This window comes from Actinacidiphila oryziradicis (genome assembly GCF_005047355.1).
GTDB classification, from domain to species: domain Bacteria; phylum Actinomycetota; class Actinomycetes; order Streptomycetales; family Streptomycetaceae; genus Actinacidiphila; species Actinacidiphila oryziradicis.
The window spans coordinates 1-3164 of sequence record NZ_SUMC01000269.1; the positions used below are offsets into that span (position 1 = coordinate 1).

The window sequence follows — 3164 nt, forward strand, 5'->3', positions numbered from 1 at the left end:
GAGGTCCGGGCGGCGATGCCGGTGCCGGCCTGGTTGCTGGCGCGGGGCGGGCGCCCCGAGGCGTTTTGCCATCGCGAGATGCTTGACGCCGTGCGCTACCTCGTCGACAACGGCCAATGCCGTTGCTCGCGTTAGTCAAGTATGGCTGGGCTGAGAGTGATGACCTTCTCCGGAACTCGCCGCGTGCCTCGTCTGACGTGGTCTTTCGTGCGCACGATGTACTGCGAGACCGGATGTCGGGTGTAGCGGTCTGCCTCTCGGAGCCGGCGGACGCCGTTGTCGAGCTTGCGTGCGACCTTCGTGGCCATGCGCTTCATAAAGATAGCGCGTCGCTCCAGCACCGCCTCGGCTTCCCGCAGCTCGGCCAGCACCCGCTCCGCCTCCTCGCGGAGCTCGTCGACCCGCACCAGCGCAGCCGTCTCCCGAGCCTCCAACAAGCCCATGACCGAAGCCATCGCCCACCTCCATGTCATCCCGGACCAACGCGACGATCCGACTCTGCCTCGATGCCACGGACTTCATGCCTGACCAGCGGAAACCCACCGATCACGTTCGGAAAGGCAACGGCTTCTGATCTTGAGATTTAACCTCGCCGCTCGAACACGACCGCAAGTCGGCTTCACGGACCCGGCATGCACACCTTCCGTCCTGGTTTGCTGTGATTTCCTACCGCGCTGTGAAGCCTGCTTGTGAGGCAGGAAGAGCTGGTCGGAGCTGTTCGAATCCGGAGGTTAAATCTCAAGCTGATTCCCGACAGACCCGGCGGGCGGGGTGTCGGCGCGAGTGTCGTATTCCGCGCGGGCGTCGTCGATGAGCGCCAGGTGCTCGGCACTCCACTCCAGGAGGGGCAAAGTGGCTTCGCAAAGCGTGCTGCCCATCGGGGTGAGCGCGTAGCTGACATGGGGCGGCATGACGTTGTGGATGGTGCGGGTCAGGATGCCGTCCCGTTCCAGATTGCGCACGGTGACGGTGAGCATGCGCTGACTGATCCCGTCGACGGTGCGCTTGAGTTCGGAGAAGCGCCGCGGCCCTTCTTTGAGGTTGCACACGACCAGAAGCGACCACTTGTCCCCGACCATGCCGAGGACGACGCGGAGCCGACTCGCGTCCTGCTGCTCCGGAACCGGCTCACTGTCCGTCACGGTCATCGTTACCTCCAGGGAACCATGGCACCGAAATGTGCCCTATTGCCCGGCCCGTGTCGGGCACACCATGATGATTGCGGTTCCCAAAGGGTACCGAGATGCGAATGGTAACCGCTGTTTTATTCCGTGTATCTCGATGCCTCGACGCCTTGAGAAAGAAGATCGTTCCTGTCATGTCAATATTTCTGCTGGTCCACGGTGCTTGGCACAGTGGACAGTCCTGGGAGCGAGTGGTTCCGCTGCTGGAGTCGGCCGGACATCGTGTGCTCGCTCCGTCGCTGACCGGCTACGGCGACAAGGCGCATCTGCTCAGCCCTGAAGTAGGTCTCGACACGCACGTCGACGATGTCGTCCGGCTGATCGACGAAGCGGACCTCACCGACGTGGTGCTCGTGGGGCACAGCTACGCGGGGGCGGTCATCTCGTCCGCAGCCAACCAGGTGCCGGACCGGATCGCGCACCTGGTGTACGTCGACTCGATGGTTCCGGAGGACGGCGAGACCCCGGTCGACGCCCTGCCCGAACTGCAGGGCCTGATCGACCTGGCCGCGGAATCCGATAGCCCGTGGCTCATTCCGCCGCCCCCGGAACAGCCGCCCCCGCTCGGCCTGTTCGGAGTGACCGACCCGGCCGATGTCGCGTGGCTGCGCACGGTGATCTCGGATCACCCGGTGCGCTGCATCCAGCAACCGGTCCGGCTGGACAACCCGGCTGCGAACGCGATCCCGCACACCCACATCCGCTGTGACGGCGGGAACGCGGAAGGCTTTACTCTGCCGCCCGTCCCCGCGGTACAGCCCAACGGTTCTCCGGCGCGGGTGTGGGAACTGCCGACCGGCCACGACTGTATGGTCACCATGCCCGGCGAGCTCAGCGAGTTGCTTCTCAAGGCTGCCGTCAGTCCCTGACATTCGCAGACGACTTCCTATCGGACCTGGAAAGCCCTCACGAGGCTGCACTGTTGCCCACCCATTGAGCAGTGTGCATCCTGAGTAGCTGTTGTCGTACCGATCTTGGAGTTTGCGGGTCGAACGGAAGTCCCGATGGGGTGGTCGCGGGCTGTCCGGCGCATACGAGCAGGGCCTCCTGAACAGCTCATTGGTGTCGAATCACCGAGCAGCAGGAGGCCCTGGTGCCGCAGTCTTGCGTGTCGATGTCCGGGCAGTCCAACTTGGTCACCCGGGAGTGTGACGGCTTGGCTCACCGGTTCGGGAACGCCGCCGACAACGAGGCGCACGAGCGGCGGTATCCGACCGACATGACGGACGCGGAGTGGGCCGTCGTCCGCCCGCTGCTGCCGGCGCTTGGCTGGCTGCGTGGCCGCGGCGGACAGCCGGAGGTGTACTGCCACCGTGCGATGCTCGACGCTATCCGCTACCTGGTGGACAACGGCCAATGCCGTTGCTTGCGTTAGTCAAGCATGGCTGGGCTGAGAGTGATGACCTTCTCCGGAACTCGCCGCGTGCCTCGTCTGACGTGGTCTTTCGTGCGCACGATGTACTGCGAGACCGGATGTCGGGTGTAGCGGTCTGCCTCTCGGAGCCGGCGGACGCCGTTGTCGACCTTGCGTGCGACCTTCGTGGCCATGCGCTTCATAAACTGCTGCAGGTGGCGGGTCGACCGGCCGGTCTGGAGTATGACGCTGCGGCGGGCGTGCTTGAGGACCTTGACGAACGAGATGCGGTCGGGGTCCAGGCCGTCGCCGGCGGCCAGCCGCATGATGATCCTGGTCAGGCAGTGATGGATCGTCAGGTGGGCCCATATCTCCTGGTGCACCAGTTCCGGGGACGCCGACCGCACGCCGCTCCCATCCCGGCGGCGTGACAGTACGGGTGATCGACTACCAGGTCGACGGAGGCGAGACGGTCACTACGGAACTGCTTGCTTCCTCAAGCAACGGCATTGGCCGTTGTCGACGAGGTAGCGCACGGCGTCAAGCATCTCGCGATGGCAAAACGCCTCGGGGCGCCCGCCCCGCGCCAGCAACCAGGCCGGCACCGGCATCGCCGCCCGGACCTC

Annotated in this window: 5 protein-coding genes; 2 read left to right on the plus strand and 3 right to left on the minus strand. The window is 65.1% G+C overall.

Annotated elements, in window-relative coordinates; all coding sequences use genetic code 11:
* Positions 1-131 precede the first annotated feature (131 nt).
* Positions 132-455: a hypothetical protein gene (locus FCI23_RS54910; RefSeq protein ID WP_169317479.1), complete on the minus strand. Its 324-nt coding sequence runs from the start codon at positions 453-455 to the stop codon at positions 132-134.
* A 276-nt stretch (positions 456-731) separates the two neighbouring features.
* A complete protein-coding gene (locus tag FCI23_RS54915) occupies positions 732-1148 on the minus strand; it encodes a winged helix-turn-helix transcriptional regulator (protein ID WP_136731657.1) in 417 nt (138 codons plus the stop codon).
* Between the two features lie 170 nt (positions 1149-1318).
* Here FCI23_RS54915 and FCI23_RS54920 point away from each other — a divergent pair, with 170 nt between their 5' ends.
* Both FCI23_RS54920 and FCI23_RS54925 read left to right on the plus strand, forming a co-directional pair.
* Positions 1319-2053, plus strand: a complete 735-nt coding sequence (locus FCI23_RS54920) for an alpha/beta hydrolase (RefSeq protein WP_136731658.1) — start codon at positions 1319-1321, stop codon at positions 2051-2053.
* A 287-nt stretch (positions 2054-2340) separates the two neighbouring features.
* A complete protein-coding gene (locus FCI23_RS54925; protein WP_246144932.1) occupies positions 2341-2559 on the plus strand; it encodes a transposase in 219 nt (72 codons plus the stop codon).
* On the opposite strand, the gene FCI23_RS54930 is transcribed toward FCI23_RS54925, so the two are convergent.
* Positions 2556-2945, minus strand: a complete 390-nt coding sequence (locus tag FCI23_RS54930) for a hypothetical protein (RefSeq protein ID WP_136731659.1) — start codon at positions 2943-2945, stop codon at positions 2556-2558. The genes FCI23_RS54925 and FCI23_RS54930 overlap by 4 nt on opposite strands.
* Positions 2946-3164: the final 219 nt, after the last annotated feature.